The 16,506-nt window shown below is 55.2% G+C and carries 12 protein-coding genes; 8 read left to right on the forward strand and 4 right to left on the reverse strand.

Going from position 1 to position 16,506, the window contains the following annotated elements; all coding sequences use genetic code 11:
* Positions 1 to 158: 158 nt before the first annotated feature.
* Positions 159 to 1,133 carry an IS110 family transposase gene (locus RRF56_RS24925; protein ID WP_317033747.1) on the reverse strand — a complete coding sequence of 325 codons (975 nt, stop codon included), beginning with the start codon at positions 1,131 to 1,133 and terminating at the stop codon, positions 159 to 161.
* A 234-nt stretch (positions 1,134 to 1,367) separates the two neighbouring features.
* A complete protein-coding gene (cobS, locus tag RRF56_RS24930; protein WP_317035852.1) occupies positions 1,368 to 2,153 on the reverse strand; it encodes an adenosylcobinamide-GDP ribazoletransferase in 786 nt (261 codons plus the stop codon).
* A gap of 241 nt (positions 2,154 to 2,394) precedes the next feature.
* Between cobS and RRF56_RS24935 the strand changes: the two genes are divergently transcribed.
* The gene (locus tag RRF56_RS24935) at positions 2,395 to 2,850 is read left to right on the forward strand and encodes a hypothetical protein (protein ID WP_317035853.1); all 456 of its coding nucleotides are present in this window, start codon (positions 2,395 to 2,397) and stop codon (positions 2,848 to 2,850) included.
* 253 nt (positions 2,851 to 3,103) lie between these two features.
* Here the strand turns inward: RRF56_RS24935 and RRF56_RS24940 are convergent, their stop codons facing one another.
* A complete protein-coding gene (locus tag RRF56_RS24940; protein WP_317035854.1) occupies positions 3,104 to 4,999 on the reverse strand; it encodes an alpha-amylase family glycosyl hydrolase in 1,896 nt (631 codons plus the stop codon).
* A 631-nt stretch (positions 5,000 to 5,630) separates the two neighbouring features.
* Here RRF56_RS24940 and hetL point away from each other — a divergent pair.
* Both hetL and RRF56_RS24950 read left to right on the forward strand, forming a co-directional pair.
* Positions 5,631 to 6,344 carry a heterocyst differentiation pentapeptide repeat protein HetL gene (gene hetL / locus RRF56_RS24945; RefSeq protein WP_317035855.1) on the forward strand — a complete coding sequence of 238 codons (714 nt, stop codon included), beginning with the start codon at positions 5,631 to 5,633 and terminating at the stop codon, positions 6,342 to 6,344.
* A gap of 797 nt (positions 6,345 to 7,141) precedes the next feature.
* The gene (locus RRF56_RS24950; RefSeq protein ID WP_317035856.1) at positions 7,142 to 7,846 is read left to right on the forward strand and encodes an acyltransferase; all 705 of its coding nucleotides are present in this window, start codon (positions 7,142 to 7,144) and stop codon (positions 7,844 to 7,846) included.
* Positions 7,847 to 7,994: 148 nt separating this feature from the next.
* On the opposite strand, the gene acsF is transcribed toward RRF56_RS24950, so the two are convergent.
* The gene (acsF, locus tag RRF56_RS24955) at positions 7,995 to 9,071 is read right to left on the reverse strand and encodes a magnesium-protoporphyrin IX monomethyl ester (oxidative) cyclase (RefSeq protein ID WP_317035857.1); all 1,077 of its coding nucleotides are present in this window, start codon (positions 9,069 to 9,071) and stop codon (positions 7,995 to 7,997) included.
* A 371-nt stretch (positions 9,072 to 9,442) separates the two neighbouring features.
* Between acsF and RRF56_RS24960 the strand changes: the two genes are divergently transcribed.
* From RRF56_RS24960 to RRF56_RS24980, 5 genes are all read left to right on the forward strand, one after another.
* Positions 9,443 to 10,195: a heme oxygenase (biliverdin-producing) gene (locus RRF56_RS24960; protein ID WP_317035858.1), complete on the forward strand. Its 753-nt coding sequence runs from the start codon at positions 9,443 to 9,445 to the stop codon at positions 10,193 to 10,195.
* A gap of 127 nt (positions 10,196 to 10,322) precedes the next feature.
* Positions 10,323 to 11,720 carry an oxygen-independent coproporphyrinogen III oxidase gene (hemN, locus tag RRF56_RS24965; RefSeq protein WP_317035859.1) on the forward strand — a complete coding sequence of 466 codons (1,398 nt, stop codon included), beginning with the start codon at positions 10,323 to 10,325 and terminating at the stop codon, positions 11,718 to 11,720.
* A 57-nt stretch (positions 11,721 to 11,777) separates the two neighbouring features.
* Entirely contained in the window at positions 11,778 to 12,398 is a 621-nt protein-coding gene (locus RRF56_RS24970; RefSeq protein ID WP_317035860.1) for a 4Fe-4S single cluster domain-containing protein, read from the forward strand.
* A gap of 49 nt (positions 12,399 to 12,447) precedes the next feature.
* On the forward strand, positions 12,448 to 13,548 hold the full coding sequence (locus RRF56_RS24975; RefSeq protein WP_317035861.1) for a nitronate monooxygenase family protein: 1,101 nt from the start codon (positions 12,448 to 12,450) through the stop codon (positions 13,546 to 13,548).
* 713 nt (positions 13,549 to 14,261) lie between these two features.
* Positions 14,262 to 16,433, forward strand: coding sequence for a glutamine synthetase III (locus RRF56_RS24980; protein ID WP_317035862.1), 2,172 nt, complete (start codon positions 14,262 to 14,264; stop codon positions 16,431 to 16,433).
* Positions 16,434 to 16,506: the final 73 nt, after the last annotated feature.

Raw genomic sequence — 16,506 nt, forward strand, 5'->3', positions numbered from 1 at the left:
ATTGAAAAGAACGTTTTCTGAAGAGAACCTTCTCCAGAAGCCACCGTAGCGATTATCTTCTTTGTCAAGCTCATCCTGCTATGCGATTAGCCTCGGCGGGATGGCAGCGGAAATCAAGCCAGGAGCCCTGCCTGCATCAGACAGAGTCTTGCTGTTCCTTATGTGGCGGCGGGCAGGGAGCAAGCCGGAGCCTGCCAGAGGGTGTCATGTTCTACCATGGCATTGAGAATAATCACCAGTTTGTGCATGCAGGCCACCAGGGCAACCTTTTTGAGTTTTCCCCGCTGCAGCAGGCGCTGGTAGTAATCGCGAATGACCGGATTATGGCGAGTGGCGACTAACGCGGCCATGTAGAGGCCTGTGCGCACGGTGGCTCGACCGCCGCTAATCATCCGCTTACCCCGCATCTGGCCGCTATCGCGGTTGAACGGGGCGAGGCCACACAAGCTGGCTAGGCGCTTCGCTGAGATCTGTCCTAACTCGGGGAGTGAGGCCAAGAGGAGCCCCGTCGTCACAGCCCCAATACCCGGCACACTGGTGAGGATCTCGCGGGTGCGCTGCCACTGATCGCTCTGGGCGATGAGCTGCTCAATCTGGGTATCGAGGTCTTGGATCTGTTGCTTGAGCCAGTCAATATGCTGCTCAATGCTCTGACCCGTCCTGGCTCGTGCTGAGCGTTGCCGGGCTTTTTCGGCACTCATCATCTCGACGAGTTGCTGCCGTCGCGTGACGAGGTCTTGAAGGTGTTGACTGGCCTCACTCGCCATCGCCCGTACCTCTGGACGGATGGCATCGGCAAAGTGAGCCAACACCTCGGCATCAATTTTGTCTGTTTTAGCCATGCGCCCCGTGGCCCGGGCAAAATCACGCACTTGACGTGGATTCACCACAACGGCGGGCCAGCCCTCCGCCATCAACGTTCGCGCCGCCAGGGCTTGATAGCCCCCGGTCGCTTCCAGCACAATCAGACTCGTCTCGCGACGAAACGCCGTTAACGCCTGTAGCAACTCTCTTAAACCAGAGTCACTGTTGGCCACCTGAACGCTTAATCCAAGTGGACGGACGTACACATCTAAGGTGCGCTTGGATACGTCAATGCCAACCCATTGATGCGCTTGTGATAGTTCAGTCATGGTTGTATCCACCCGTGTAGGAGGTTAATCTGACATCACTCGTCCTTGCTCGATACGGAGTCTAAGCTCCTGGCGATTTTGCGAGTTAACTTCAGAGGTGTGCAGCGACCCATGCTACGTTCGGTTTTGGACAACCTAGGGTGGGACGGTCTGCCACACACCTCTAAAGATACAAGGGTGGGCACTGCCCACCCTTGAGGAGAACGTTTTCCAGAACTTGCCTGAGAGCCAGGGCTATGCCAGCGTGGCCAGGCAGAGGAGCAGGGTTTCAGTCCATTCCACCGTAGCGCCATAGGTATCGCCAGTATGGCCACCCAGGCGGCTATGCAGCCAAGCTGGGATGGCCAGAGCGCCCCCTAATCCCCCCAGCCCAATTAGGCCAACCAACGGCAGCTGACCGAGCTGGAGCCAGGCCCAGAGGCCGTGGAGCCCCAGGGCCAGCCCCAGGCCTAGCAGCCAGTCTTGGGGCGATCGCCGATGTTCTCGGTGCAAAGCCCCTTTGCCCTCAGCGCGCAGGTAAGGATAGCGGGCGATCGCCACTACCTGGCCCCAGCGCCCCCACACCATTGCCGCCACCAGTACCCAGCCGCGCCCAGCGCCTAGTTCGGCCAGGGCTAGAGTTTTGAGGCCCAGAATGGCGATCGCCGCCATCACCCCAAACGCCCCACTGTAGCTGTCGCCCATGACCGCTAGACGGCGCTGCGGATCCATCACCGCTAGTCCATCGGCGGTATCCATCGCTCCATCCAGGTGCAGCCCCCCGGTCAGCCACACCCCCAGCCCAACGACCAGAGCACTGCGGGTTAATGCAGGCATACCCAGCTGGTCCAAGGCCCAATCGACGGTGACTAGAGCTATCCCCAAGCCCAAGCCCACCACCGGAGCTAGGGGGGCAATGCCTTCGAAGCGGGGTTGCCACCCCGGCGGCAAAGGCAGTTTCGTATAGAACAGTATGGATCCTCCTAGGCGGGCAAACCAACCAGGACGGGCCGTGATCTCGCCGGGCTGCGTGGGGGGCAACGGAGTCACGGATCCACCTCTACAGTAGGAAAAACACTTCAGCATTATTGCGGAGACGCCGGCATGGTTGCGGAATGCTTAGCCCTGGGGCTTTTAGGCGAATTACCGCAAAATCTTCCCCAAAACCGTGACATTGCTGGGCAGATCATTCCCAGCAATATCGAGTATCGTGGATATAGATTCACAGGAGCGAGCGCCACAGGTCTTGCTCCACCAGCCAACGTAGCGTGGTTAAAAACCTATGAATCACGAGCGTGCCAGAAATTTAAGCGTCCCCGCTCCTTGTTTAATCGATAGCGGGGTCGTTGTCAACAAAACTGACATGCTCAGACTCTTGCAAGACCTCGGGCAGGTCAAATACTGCCACTTTCAAGACAATGTCTTTGTCTCCGAGGGCCAGGGTCTGATCATGGAGGTTTTTGCCGACAGCCAGCAGGCTACGTTGGTGGCTAATCATACCCTATATATCAACGTTTACAGTTTTGATTTCCTGGAAATGGGCAAAACTGACACAGACAATAGCCATTTTGATTTGGTACAAGACAATCGACGGCTGCGACTGATTCCGCTGTCAGACCCCATGCACGAGCACATTACGCGATCGGTCAACACCGCCACCCTAGAGGCCATGGTCGCCGATGCCCTCTCCGCCAGCTGGGATGCCTGCCTCGACGACGATCGCAATTTTTTAGATTAATATCAATACCTGTAACACTGACTTAGCCTATCTCAGGATGCCAGGGGCAGCGATCGGGTGGTTGCATTCGCGGCTTAGGAACTTGCGATCGCCCCACAGCCTTTGCTTGGGCGGCAATGCACCACTGGCGGTATTGGGCCATTGACTATGGCTATAACGCATGAACCTGGGTAAGGGTAAACGGTTGTTTGCCCTACGGGAGACATTGCCTTGTGGGATGACCAACAGGCAATGTCCCCTTCCTACAACCCTTTTAGAGCAGCGTGGGCATGCTGTCGTCGTGGGCCGAGTTGGGTTTGTTGGTAATCCACACCGACTGGTAGGGCTTTAGCATGTAGGCCATATCTAGATCGGGGAATTTGTCGTCACTGATCAGGTCGTACCAGTCGTCGGTGCTGACTAAGTTGAGGTCGCTGAGGCTCAGTTCTTGGGGCTGGTCGCTCAGATTGTGCACCGAGAAAATGCTCTGGTCGCGGGTCAGGCTCTGCCGCCAGAACGCAAACAGAGCTGAATTCATTGGGTGCAGCGTGTACTGGGTGGCGTTGGGGTGAAACGCCGTCTGCTGACGACGAATCTTGATCAACCGCTTCAGCTCATTCAGGACTCGGGAGTGGGGAGTGGTGGGGTCGGCTAGAGCTGTCTCCAACGTTTCAAGATCCCATTTATAGCGGTTGATGGTGCGGTTGTGGCCCGTCTCGTCTACCCCTGCGGTGTAGTTGTGGGTGGCCAGCAGGCTGTGGATGTAGAAAGCCGGAATGCCTTCTAGGGCCAGCATGATGGTCTGAGAGCAGAGAAAGCGCTCTACCTGCCACTGGTCTTCACCCTTGACGGTGCCCTTGAGCGCGTCAAACAGCGAAATGTTGATCTCGTAGGGCGACTCGGTGCCGTCAGGGCGGCTGCGCATGCTAATTCTGCCGCCAAAATTGCGCATGGCGGTGAGTAGTTGCTCGTACTCATCCGTCGCCAGCAACCCCTCGGCGGGGCGCATGCCAATGCCGTCGTGGGAGGCGGTGAAGTTGAAGTAGGCGCAGCCGATGGGGGCCGGCGGCATACTCATCATCCAGGTTTTGAGGTGGTCTGAGCGGCCCTGCATGAGCGCATTCAGCAGCAGCGGCGGCAGGCTGAAGTTGTAGATCATGTGGGCTTCGTTACGGTTGCCGAAGTAGCTCAAGTTCTCGCGGTTGGGCACGTTGGTTTCGGTAATCAGCGAGATGCCGGGGTCAACTAGCTGCAAGACCTCGCGAAACAGGCGCACTACGGCGTGGGTTTCGGGCAAATGCATACAGTTGGTGCCGTGCTTCTTCCACAAAAAACCCACCGCATCAAGGCGAATGTAGCGCGCTCCGGCCTCGACGTAGGCCAGAATAATTTTGACGTACTCGATCAGCACGTCGGGATTCTCAAAGTTGACGTCAATTTGGTCGGCACTAAAGGTGCTCCAAACGTGTTTTTCGCCGTCGGCGGTTTCGACGGGGGTGAGCAGCGGCGAACTGCGGGGACGCACTACCTGAGACAGATCGTCGCTGGGGTCGGCGGTGATGAAATAGTTGCGGCCAGGCAGTTGATTTTGCTTAAACTGCTCAAACCACTCGTGCTGACTGGAGATGTGGTTAATCACCAGGTCGGCCATCAGGTTGAAGTTGGTGGCAATCCGCTTGATATCGTCCCAGCTGCCTAGCTCGGGGTTGACCTTGAGGTAGTCGATAATGGCAAAGCCATCGTCGGAACTGTAGGGAAAGAAAGGCAGAATGTGAACGCCGGTAATGGTGTCGTGCAGGTGGGTTTCAAGAAACTCGGCCAGTACCGTCAGCGGTGCCCGCTGGCCGTCGCCGATGGTGTCACCGTAGGTGATCAGCAGAACGTTGTTGTGGTTCCACTTTTTGAGATCTTCACGTCCTGAGGGGCACAGGGTGTCTTTGATCAGCGCGAAGATTTCTGTGGTCAACCATTCGGCGGTGTCCTCAGGATAGACTTTCTGAAGTAGGGGCTTGATATTGTTGGTCACGCGGTTTAAGGGTGGGCTGTCTACAGGAATTTCTGACTGGTTTTCTGACTTATTTATAGAGTAATTTTGTGGAATCGTCTGGGCTAGGCCGGCTTGGGGGTGGCCAGGGGCAGATTGTGTAGAGCGATTTTTAGCAACGGTCATATCAACCTACAATCTCCATGGGTTGTTTACGGTAGTCTTGGCATCAAAAAACAGTCGCTGCTCAGGAAAATTTTCCGCGAACAGCGCTTGCTGGTAGGGTTGTAGCCACCCGGCTTAGTTAAACCGAGGGGCTAGAGGTTTAGTAACGATTGGCTCAAGGTTTGGCGACAACTGCTCTGGCGGCTACGTCACCCTGTCGTAAAGCAAGGGGTGAGGGGTGTCGCTGACAGGTGCCGCCTCGCTCTGCCCCGATCGCTCTGGGCAGGCAGCATGTAGCAATGCTGTAGCGAGGGCTGATCTTAGCCGCTGCCTAGCGTCTGAGCAGGCGCTGGGTGACGGCAATGGGCCATTAGCAATAAAGCAGTAATAGATAGCGAGTGAACGATTTCAGATAGTTGTTAGTAGATAGATGTAATTAGATCTCAGCGTGAAGGTCGGTGGTTATCCTTCTGGCTTTTCCTCCCCTGCGATACTTTTGATGGTGGCACAGGAAATGCGATCGCACCGGCCCTGGGCCATGAAGTTCATCGCTTTTTAGGTATTTCTCGGGAGTCTTTACAAAGGCTAAGCACAGGGTCGTAGAGTAAGCCCCGTACAGTACACTGCTGAAGTGCTGTGCTGAGGGTAACCCATGGATGCGGGGGAGATTTTGGAGCGCTACCGGCAGGGCGATCGCGCCTTCTCGGGCCTCAAACTGGTAGAAATTGAGCTGCTGCAAGCTAACGTTAGCGGTGCTGACTTTAGCCACAGCGATCTACGCCAGTCGCGGCTAGGCCGCACCCACTTTACCCAAGGTAACTTTACCCGGGCTGATCTGAGCGAAGCGCTGCTGTGGGGGGCCGACTTTACCGATACCCAGTGCGCCCAAGTGCAACTGCGCGATGCTGACCTCAGCGGTGCGGTGTTTGTGCGGGCTGACCTAACCGATGCCAACCTGATTAAGGCGATTCTCTGCGGCGTCAATTTTCAAGATGCCAACCTGTCTCAGGCGCTGCTGATCGACGCTGACCTGCGCCCTAGTTCAGATCAGCAGACCAACCTCATTGGGGCCAATTTGCAGGGGGCCAATCTTAGCTATGCCCAGCTCAGCGGAGCCCAGATGGCCCGGGTTAATTTGAGTGGAGCCAAGCTTTGCCGCGCCCAACTGGGCCAAAGCTTTCGCGTTGATGCCCCCAGGACAGACTTAAGCGGGGCCAATTTGCAAGGGGCCGATCTTAGCTACGCTAACCTAACCGGAGCCATGTTGCAGGGGGCCAATCTTCAGGGGGCCGATCTGACCGGAGCTATTTTGGACCAAGCTGATCTAACTGGGGCAACTCTGCCAGATGGATTAAGTCAAGACTAATCGAACATTCGTTGTCGCTTAAGGGGTTTGGCAGTAGACTAAAACCAAGGCCGAGACTTCTGCTCTACGTCTCATTGAGAGCTCAGCAATTGCGCACAGAGTGTATGAAGTTGATGTATGTTTATGTCAATTTTTAACCAGTCATACGTTTATACCGATATTTATCAGCCTTTGTTAAAGGGGTTGCGGTTAGCTCGTTTAAGTCGAGGCTGCCTGCCGGTCATGGCGGTGAGAATTCCAGGTGGTTTGACTCCCCCTTAAACAAGCAATTTTTTAGAAAAAATGCGTTGGTGCTGGTTGACTGGACGCAATTCCTTCAGCATCGCAGGATATTCTGCCTCAGATTCTGTCTAGGGCTCAGGTTTGCTCAGTCAAATAATATCCAGCTTTTTGTCATGTTGACATTAGTTTTGCCCTAGCCAAACTGACTAGGGCCACAATTGCTTTAGTTTTTACAGTCAGTTCGACCTATACTGCCGTATTTTCTTGGGAGTGCAGCAGTATATGGCCAAATATTCTAGCGGCTTAGTCGTGTTTGATTAATCTTTCGGGAAAACTTTTGCTTGAACCAAAAATTTACTTCTGGTTCAAATTATGGGTTCAAATTAGAGTTGCTGTTTGCCAATCGCACCTCTCTCCTGAGCATTAAGTCATTGCTTTGGTCCGCTAATCAGCTAAGCGCCAAAAACTATGACATCAAGGCTTTGCAAAGTCGCTATCCCGTTAGGATAGATTCTTGCTCATTTTTTGTTCACATCAAGACTCACTAAATCTATAAAGAAAACGGAGTTTCTATAATGAAAATCGAAGTTCATGAAAAGCTTGAAGTTGACGAAATTAAACCGCATAAAATAGAAGTTTCTGGCTCCAGTAGTTCAAGAAAAGACATGCTTGGAAAATTAATATTTTCCTTGATTGAGCCAATTCCCCGCCCTTTGGGAACAGCAATAAGAAAGTTTCTCTATCCTTTTCTATCTAAACGGTGGGGAAAAGCCCCTTATATTCAGGCATGGGTCGAGATTCTTGGTGCTGAAAACATTACTGTTGGTGATAATGTCAGTATCCTCAGATATTCTATTTTGAACTGCAATTTTGAGAATAGCCAGCTTAGATTAGGCGAAAATATTTCTCTCGATCGAGGCGTTAGTATTCGGCTGGGAAACGACTGCACTATTGATATTGGTGATAATACTTATATCGGTCCATATTCTTGCCTGTCTGGGCCTGGCAACGTTGAAATTGGTCGTGAATGTATGATTGCTTCTATGGTCGGTATATACGCTAACCAGCACCACCACGTGGGTTCTAGCGAAAAGGGCATCACGATTGAAGACAAGTGTTGGATTGGTACAGGGGCCAAAATTCTAGATGGTGTGACGATTGGTTACGGCAGTGCTATTGGTGCAGGGGCGGTAGTAACAAGAGATATTCCACCCTATTCGGTAGCCATAGGCGTACCGGCTAAGGTGCTAAAAAATCGAAGAACTAGCCCTGATGATTAGTTTTTCAATTAGGCATCTCTAAATCAGGCATTCCTAAATCAGACATTTTGAAATCCGAAAATTTAGCCATGTAGGTTGGTCAGAGCGAAGTGTAATCTAACGGCTACCAGATTCTGCGATCGCCCCAGCCAACCTACGGTCTAGCCAATTATCGAATCGTACCGCGCAGGGATTCTGCGTTTAGCGGTTTAATTAGGTAAAGCCGCAGCAGGTCGCCCACAATTCCTAACACCAGGGGTAGCTTACGCAGTTGTTTTAGCCATTGAGGAGCAGCGCTTTCGGTTAGCTGCTTAATCTTTAGATTGCGGGCGGCAGACCGTTCTAGGCGGGGGAAAAATTCGGGATGATCGACATTGAGATAGACGGGGAAGGCGCGGGCGGCGGTGTCGTTGGTTTTGCGCACTACTTCTTTGTCAAAATTGGTGGCGTCGAGGCCCAGCATTTCGTAAAATTTGGCCCGCTCATGGACAGTGAGGCTGTGGGTGGCAAACACCGACAGCAAGAAGAATCGGCTCCAAAGGCGGCCTTTCCAGGTTTGCCACATCTGGGGCTGCGATCGCACCAGGGCTTTAAAGATATCGCCGTGGCGGTTTTCATCTTGGCACCAGCTCTCGAAGTAGTTAAACAGCGGGTAGAAGCTGTGCTCGGGGTGCTGCTCTAGGTGGCGGTAGATCAGGATGTAGCGCCAGTAGCCAATTTTTTCAGAGAGGTAGACGGCATAGACAATCCACTCTACCGGAAAGAAAGTGTAGGTACGGTTTTTGGTCAGCTTGGCCAGATCGAGAGAAATGTGGAAGTCTTGCATGCACTTGTTGAGAAACCCGGCGTGGCGCGCCTCGTCGCGGGCCATCAGGCTAAAGATTTCGGCCAGTACTGGGCTGCGGTCTTTGATCCGTCGCGACAGCTCTTTAAACAGCAAAAAGCCCGAAAATTCTGAGACGCATGATCGCTCCAGATAATCGACAAAGGCCTTGCGTTCGTCGCCCTGAATGTGGTCCCAGCTTTGGTGAAAGGAGTCGTCGCGGTTGAAGTGGTAGCGGTTGTAGTCGGCCCGCATTTCGTTGAGCATGGCCTGGATCCCTTCTTCTTCTAAGGACAGATCCATCGTGGCGGCTTTGTCAAAGTCGGTGATGTAAAACCGAGGCGACAGCAGGTTTTCTTCGATGGCGGTCTTGACCTGGTTAGAGCTGGGCTGAGGCGCAGGCTGAGGGAGAGCAGTCACCATAGGAATTTTGTGGATAGACAACAGGGGTGGTGATGTTAAGCGAGCGAGAGGAGATCGGGTCAGTACGGGACCTTGACCCTACTAATTATCGCTTAATCACTTCATGGCTATAAACCATAGCATGATGTTCTCTGGGTCTAACAACCATTGAGATGTTTTAAAGCCATCAGCGGGTGTGTCTGGGTGAATACTTTTGCTGATTAAAGACCTGGGCTAGAAAGGTTGCTTAAATCAGATCCAGGGCAGATCCAGGGAGCGATCGCCCTTTGCGCCTGAGGTGATGGCTGATACAAAACTTAAGTTTAGACGCTTGCCTAAACACTTAATCGCTGTATAGTGATTAAAAGATTTTTAGCTATGAGGTTTGACCCATGACCGATTTAGCCCAGCAGCTGAGGGAAGGCACCCAGGTTTCCCACACCCTGTCGGAAAATACAGCGTTTATGAAGTGCTTTCTCAAGGGCGTTGTCGAGCTAGAGCCCTTCCGTAAACTCACCGCCGATCTCTACTTTCTCTACAGCACCCTAGAAACCGAAATGGCCCGCCACCGCGATCATCCCGTCGTGGGGCCAATGGTGTTTGCAGACCTGCTGCGGACTCAGAAACTAGAGGGCGATCTGGCCTACTACTACGGCGATCGCTGGCAGCACGAAATCACGGCTACCCCCGCCGGTATGCGCTACGTGAACCGAATTTTAGAGGTGTCTGCGAGCAACCCGGCGCTGCTGGTGGCCCATGCCTACGTGCGCTATATGGGCGATCTGTCGGGCGGGCAGGGGCTACGGCACATTGTGCGATCGGCTCTCAATCTGCCGCCAGACCAGGGCACCGGGCTGCACGAGTTTGACCAGTTGCCGACGGTAGAGGCCAAGCGAGCCTTTAAGCTTCAGTACCGCGAGGTGCTCAATGCTCTACCAATCGATCAAACCCTGATGCAGCAGCTGGTGGATGAGGCCAATTTAGCCTTTGCCCTGAACCGGGATGTGTTCCACGAGCTAGAGCCGGATGTGCGGGCGGCGGTGGGCGACCACGTATTTGACCTGATCACGCGCCAAGATCGCCCCGGTAGCACTGAGCAGCACCCCCACCACCACGGCATGGTGGCCCTGGCGGTAACGGAGTAACCAAACCGTAGGGGCATTCGCGGCTCATCACCCGACGCCAGCTACCCCAAAGTGGGTCTAGAGCCGCAATGCACCCGCTCCACGGCATCCTACAACTCTATCCACCTTTTGCAACCCTCTAATTACCATGCTCTCTGTTACTAACCCCGTTGTTTTTGATTCGGCACTGCTGCACAAATACAACCAGCCGCTGCCCCGCTACACCAGCTACCCTCCGGCTACGGAGATGCGAGAAGACTTGGGTTTGAGAGAGGTTGAGGCGGCGATCGCCGTAGGCAACTACAAGCAAACGCCGCTCTCCCTCTACTGCCACATTCCCTTTTGCGAGTCGGCCTGCTACTTTTGCGGCTGCAACACGGTGATTACCCGCCAGAAGCAAGTCGCCGATCCCTATTTAGACTATCTAGAGCGCAACATTGCCCAGGTGGCGCAGCGGGTGCAGCACCGCCGGGTCAACCAGCTTCACTGGGGCGGCGGCACCCCGAGCTATCTGACCATAGCCCAGGTCGAGCGCCTGTGGAATGTGCTCCACCAGCACTTTGAGTTTGAGCCTGGGGCCGAAATTTCGATTGAGGTCAACCCTCGCGATCTCGATCGCGACTATGTGACCTTTCTCAAAGAGCTGGGGTTTAAGCGGGTCAGCTTTGGTCTGCAAGACTTTAACCTCAAGGTGCAGGCGGCAGTGAACCGTATTCAGCCCGAGGCGATGCTGTTTGACGCCATGGGCTGGCTGCGGGAGGCGGGTTTTGAGAGTGTGAATGTCGACTTAATCTACGGCTTGCCCTACCAAACCCTGGAAACCTTTCGCGACACCATTGAGAAAACGCTTCGTCTTGACCCCGATCGCATCGCCGTCTTCAACTTTGCCTACGTGCCCTGGCTAAAGCCGATTCAGAAAAAACACATCGACCCCGCCACCCTACCGGGGCCGGAAGCCAAGCTCAATATCTTCCACATGACCATCGATCGCCTGACGGCGGCGGGGTATCAGTTCATTGGCATGGATCATTTTGCCAAGGCCGGCGATGAGCTGGCGATCGCCCAGGCCCAGGGGCAGCTGCACCGCAACTTTCAGGGCTACACGACCCAGCCCGAGTCAGACCTGCTGGGCTTTGGCATGACCTCGATCACCATGCTCCACGATGTGTACGCCCAAAACCACAAAGGGTTGCGCGACTTTTACACCGCCGTTGATGCCGGGACCCTGCCCCTGGAGCGGGCGGTGGTGCTGAGCCAAGACGACATTCTCCGCCGCGCCGTCATTATGGAGCTGATGTGTCAATTTGAACTGTCTAAGGCAGCGATCGAAGAAAAATATCACCTCAGCTTTGACCAGAGCTTTGACGATTACTTCGCCCGCGAACGGCAAGACCTGCAAGCGTTAGCCGCCGATGGCCTGGTACGGCTGACCCCCAACCACATTGAGGTACTCCCCGCCGGACGGCTGCTGATTCGCAACATCGCAGCGGTGTTTGACACCTACTTGAGAAATCGCACCCTGCGGCAGTTTTCCCAGTCAGTTTAAGGATGGCCGGGTGGAGGGGGTGGGCTCATTGCCGCCCCTCCACCCGGCCATCCTCCCATGCTCACCCCCGGTGCTTACCCCATGCCCACCGATCTTCTTCCCCACCAGCTCAATCTTCTGGGCTACGTCAATCGCTCTGAGGTCAATGGCCCCGGCTGTCGCGCCGTGGTTTGGGTGCAGGGCTGTCTGCGGGCCTGTCCGGGCTGTTTTAACCCCGCCTCCTGGTCTTTTGAACCCAACCAAATCGTGTCGGTCGACGAGTTGGTCGATCGCATTGTGGCCGACCCCAAAAACGAAGGGGTCACCTTCTCCGGGGGGGAACCTTTCTGGCAGGCTCCGGCCCTGGCTCAGATCGCCAAGCAGGTCAAGCTGGCTGGGCTCAACACTATGTCATTTTCTGGGTTTACCCTGGCTCAGCTGCAATCGTCTGACGCGCCGCCGGGGGCGGCAGACCTGCTGGCCCAGCTCGATATTTTAGTCGATGGCCCCTACCTAGAATCCCTGGCCATCCACGACCCATCGTCGCCTGTGTCATCGCGTAACCAGCAAGTGCGGGTGTTTAACCCTGACCTGCGCGATCGCATTCTCTGGGCCAGCGATCAGCTCGAAGTGCACATCTTCAAAGACGGCAGCCGCCTTGTCACTGGCTACCACGGTGATCTCAACCTGACTGCCTAGCCCCACTCTTCCGGTCATCCTGTCTCACTTGTCTTTTATCTATTCACCTATGCAATCCCTTCCCACCCTAACCATCGGCCAATACACCGTCCCCCATCCCGTAGTTCAGGGTGGCATGGGCATTCGTGTCTCTGGGGCTGGCCTGGCGGCGGCGGTCGCCAATGCTGGCGGCATCGGCATTATCTCCGCTGTTGGTCTAGGGATGAATTCTCCCTACTTTGACATTGAGGAGAAAAACCCGAAAACCCGCCAAACTCGATTTTTTGAGGCCAATCGTCTCGCCTTGATCGACGAGTTGAAAAAAGCCCGCGACCTTAGCCCCGAGGGTGTTCTTGGCGTCAACATCATGGTGGCAGCCCGCGACTACGAACGTCTGGTTAAAACCGCCGTTGACCATGGGGTTAACCTGATTTTTTCAGGTGCCGGGTTGCCCCTAACCCTACCGGCCCTCACCGCCCACCGGCCCGAGGTGGCCCTGGTGCCGATTATCTCCAGCGTTCGCGCGGCCCAGGTGATCTGCAAAAAGTGGCAGCGCCAGTTTAACCGTCTGCCCGATGCCTTTGTGGTCGAAAATCCTCAGGCGGCGGGTGGCCATTTGGGAGCCAAAGTCGAAGACCTAAACGATCCGGCGATTGGCTCTGAGGCGGTGATTCCAGCGCTGGTGCAGTACCTGGCCGAAAATGTTGAGGCCCCGATTCCGGTGATTGCGGCGGGGGGCGTGTGCGATCGCGCTACCCTGCGCCAAGCCCTTGCCCTCGGGGCCAGCGGTGTCCAAATTGGCACCCGCTTTATTCCCACCGACGAGTGCGACGCCGATCAGCGCTACAAAGACTTTCACCTCAACGCCAAGCCCGAAGATATTGTGCTCGTGCCCAGCCCGGTAGGCCTGCCCGGTCGCGCCTTGCAAAATCCCTTTGTTAATCGCGTCAATGCCGGAGAGGTGCCTGGGGCAAAAGATCAGTGCTTTGCCAACTGCTTACAGGTGTGTAAATTTCGCGATCGCCGTGAGACCTTCTGCATTCTCCGCGCCCTCGATCGGGCCTGCCGAGGCGATGTGGAGAACGGCCTGGTGTTTGCCGGTAGTGGCGTCGGTCAAGCCCAGCAGATTACCCCCGTCGCCGCAGTGATGGCCGAGCTAGTTGCCCAGTAGGCGAAAGTGACAGGGGGCGGTCCTCCATCGGTTGGTTTTTATGCCCAGGGGCAGTTGATATATCGCCCCTGGGCCTGACGAGAACGCCAACCATTTGGAGTCCTTGCCCTAAACGGTATTTAAGAATACAAAATTCAGTTAATTTTGCCTTTACTATCCCCTGAGTGACACCCTGAGGTGTCTAAGCAGGTTTGCAGCGGGTGTCTATCTGCCGCTAAAAACGGTTCAGGGTCTGACCTAAATGGCGAATGGTCGTTGGCAAAAATTTATGATTTTTACTGATATGCAGAGCCTGAGGATTTGCCCGTTGACTCTATTGTGATATGTGGAGTAAAGCTAGCGAGTCCGACTGTAGACTCGGGGTGTCGACCTAGCAAAACGTTTGGCTTGCTGATTTTTAAGACATTCATGTTTGCCTGGGGGGTGCTGTTAAAACCCCTTGGAGCATAGTATTGCAGGCAGGAATTTCCCATTCAGGGGTTGCCAGTTCCTCACTCTGTAATGTGGTTGCTCAAGGGTGACTGGTAGTATACCGCTCAGGCTTTTCTACATCAGGCAAGAGAGTCGCTTTGAGGGCAGTGAATCAGTTTGAACGTTGCCCTTCCAGTTTAAGGCTGAGACTGGTCCAGGCTGCTGAGACTACGTTGGTATCACCTCAGCTAGACCGATTCAGCCCGATCAATGTTGATGCGTCTAATGTTTAGGAGACTGCTATGAGTGGAAACGAACTGCGCGCCCAGGCCATTGCCAGTATTGCCTGTCGCCCCAAAGTACCGGTGAGTACTCCAGGGCGGCTCGAAGATCTCTGGGCCAAGGACGTCTTTAGCCTCAGCAAAATGCAGGAATGCCTGCCCAAGTCGGTGTTCAAGTCGCTGCAAAAAACCATTACCACTGGCGCACCCATCGATATGTCGGTGGCCGATGTGGTAGCCGTGGCTATGAAAGACTGGGCGATTTCCAAGGGGGCGCTCTACTACTCCCACATGTTCTACCCGCTGACCAACGCCACCGCCGAAAAGCACGACGGCTTTATCTCGGTACAGAGCGATGGCTCAGTCATTTCAGAATTTTCTGGCAAAGTGCTGGTGCAAGGCGAGCCCGACGGCTCTAGCTTCCCGAACGGCGGTATTCGCTCCACCTTTGAGGCCCGAGGCTACACCGCCTGGGATGTGACCAGCCCCGCCTTCGTCATGGAGACCGAAAACGGCGTCACCCTCTGCATTCCCACGGTGTTTGTCTCCTGGACGGGGGAAGCCCTTGACAAGAAAACCCCGCTGCTGCGCTCTAATGCGGCGATGAGTAAGGCCGCTACCCGCGTGCTCAAGCTGTTGGGTCACAGCGAAGTGGCCCCGGTCAACTCCAGCTGCGGTGCTGAGCAAGAATATTTCTTGGTCGATGCCAACTTCGCCACCGTGCGCCCCGACTTGCTGCTGGCGGGCCGCACCCTGTTTGGCAAAGCCCCCGCCAAGGGCCAACAGTTTGACGACCACTACTTTGGGGCCATCCCCGAGCGCGTCCAAATCTTTATGCAGGATGTGGAGGAAAAGCTCTACCGCCTGGGCATTCCGGCTAAAACCCGCCACAACGAGGTGGCCCCCGGCCAGTTTGAAATCGCTCCTTTCTTTGAGGCGGCCAACGTCGCCAGCGACCACCAGCAGCTGATCATGACTGTGCTGCGCAACACCGCCAAAAAGCACGGCTTCCTCTGTCTGCTGCACGAAAAACCCTTTGCCGGCATTAATGGCTCGGGCAAGCACGTCAACTGGTCGGTGGGCAATGCTACCCAGGGCAACCTGCTCGATCCGGGCGATACGCCCCACTCCAACGCCCAGTTTCTGGTGTTCTGTGGCGCGGTGATTCGCGGGGTGCACAAATACGGGCCGCTGTTGCGGGCGGTGATCGCCAGTGCCAGCAATGATCACCGCTTGGGGGCCAACGAAGCCCCGCCTGCGATTATCTCGATCTACCTGGGCAGCCAGCTGCAAGATGTATTTGATCAGATCGCCTCAGGTGAGGTCACTGGTTCCCAATCCAAGGGCGATATGGATCTGGGTGTGCCCACCCTGCCCGTGTTTCCCAAAGATGCGGGCGATCGCAACCGCACCTCCCCCTTTGCCTTTACCGGCAACCGCTTCGAGTTCCGCGCCGTGGGCTCTGGCCAGTCGGTCTCGGGACCCCTGGTGGCCATGAACACCATTCTGGCCGACTCATTAGACTGGGTAGCCGACCAGCTCGAAGCCAAGTTGGGGAGCGGGGTTGAACTCAATGTCGCCATCCACGACATTCTGCGCGACATCATCCGCGACCACGGGGCCGTAGTGTTTAACGGCAACGGCTACTCGAGCGAGTGGCACGAAATGGCCGTCAACGAGCGGGGGCTGCTCAACCTGCGCACCACCGCCGACGCTCTGCCCGTGCTGCGCGAACAGTACATCGAAGACCTGTTTGCTAAAGAAAAGGTGCTCACCCCGGTGGAACTGGGCAGCCGCTTTGAGGCCTACTCTGAGCAGTACATCCAGCACATTGAGGTAGAAGCCAAGCTGGTGATCAGCATGGTCAAGACCATCATCTACCCCGCCGCCGTTCGCTACATGGGCGAACTGGCCAAGACCATCGACAGCCTGAATGGGATTGGCATTGAGTTTGACAAGGACAGCGTGGTCAAGGTGGCCGACCTCACCAAGGCGATGATGGCCAAGGTGGCCGAACTCAGTGACCTGATGACCAAGCACTTCATGTCGGTGGAAGAGCACATGCAGTTTTGTGCCCAAACCGTGCGTCCTCTGATGGATCAGGTGCGCGAGTATGCTGATGCCCTAGAGGGAGAGGTGGCCGACGATCTGTGGCCTCTGCCCACTTACCAGGAAATGCTGTTTATCAAATAGCATCGCTGGGCTAAGTGGCCCCTAAAAAACAAAAACCAGGTCAGGGAGAGCTTTCCCTGGCCTGGTTTTTGGG

Origin of the sequence: Nodosilinea sp. E11 (genome assembly GCF_032813545.1) — a bacterium.
In the GTDB taxonomy this organism is placed as follows: Bacteria; Cyanobacteriota; Cyanobacteriia; order Phormidesmidales; family Phormidesmidaceae; genus Nodosilinea.